Annotated in this window: 1 protein-coding gene; it reads left to right on the top strand. The window is 66.2% G+C overall.

Translation table 11 applies throughout. The features are described 5' to 3' along the window. On the top strand, window positions 1-773 hold a 773-nt coding region (gene tnpC / locus ABD050_RS28925), incomplete at both ends, for an IS66 family transposase (RefSeq protein WP_343893054.1).

Below are 773 nucleotides of genomic sequence, written 5' to 3'. Positions count from 1 at the left end.
GTGATCGCCGGACGCGAGCGCGAAGCCCGCATGCAGCATCTGATCGACCAGATGCGGCGCGCCCAGTTCGGTCAGCGCTCGGAAAAACTGTCGCCGGACCAGTTGGCGCTGGCGCTTGATGACCTCGACGTTGCCCGTGCCGAGTTGCTCGCGCTCGGCGAGCAGGCCGACAATGCCGCTGCTCGAACGGGTAGCAAGCGGACGCGCAAGGCACCAAATGGAGAGCGGGGATCCCTGCCGGCGCATCTGCCGCGCATCGAGATCGTGATCCCGCCCGCCGAGACCGAATGTCCGTGCTGTGGCGGTGCGCTGCATGTGATCGACGAGGACCGCGCCAGTCGCCTGGACACGATCCCGGTGCCGTACCGCGTGGTCGTGACGGTGCGCCCGAAACTGGCGTGCCGGACATGCAGCGACGGCGTGTTCCAGGCACCGGCCGCCAAGCATATCGTGCCTGGCGGCCTTCCGACCGAGGACCTCATCGCCGACGTTGTGGTCAAGAAATATGCCGACCATACTCCGTTCTACCGCCAGGCGCAGGCACTGCGCCGCTACGGGATCGAGATCGATCGCGGCACCATGTGCAACTGGGCAGGGCGTAGCGCCGCTCAACTTCGGCGCATCTCCGATCGGATGAAGAACGACCTGTTATCCGGTCCCAAGGTGTTCGCCGACGAGACGACGGCCAAGGTCCTGGCACCGGGGACGGGCAAGACAAAGCAGGGCTACCTCTGGGCGATCGCAAGCGACAATCGGCCGCATGGCGGGACCGA

Origin of the sequence: Sphingomonas oligophenolica (assembly GCF_039522915.1) — a bacterium.
GTDB lineage: Bacteria > Pseudomonadota > Alphaproteobacteria > Sphingomonadales > Sphingomonadaceae > Sphingomonas > Sphingomonas oligophenolica.
The sequence above is the reverse complement of the archived record's forward strand: the minus strand, read 5'-3'. Positions and strand labels throughout refer to the sequence as shown.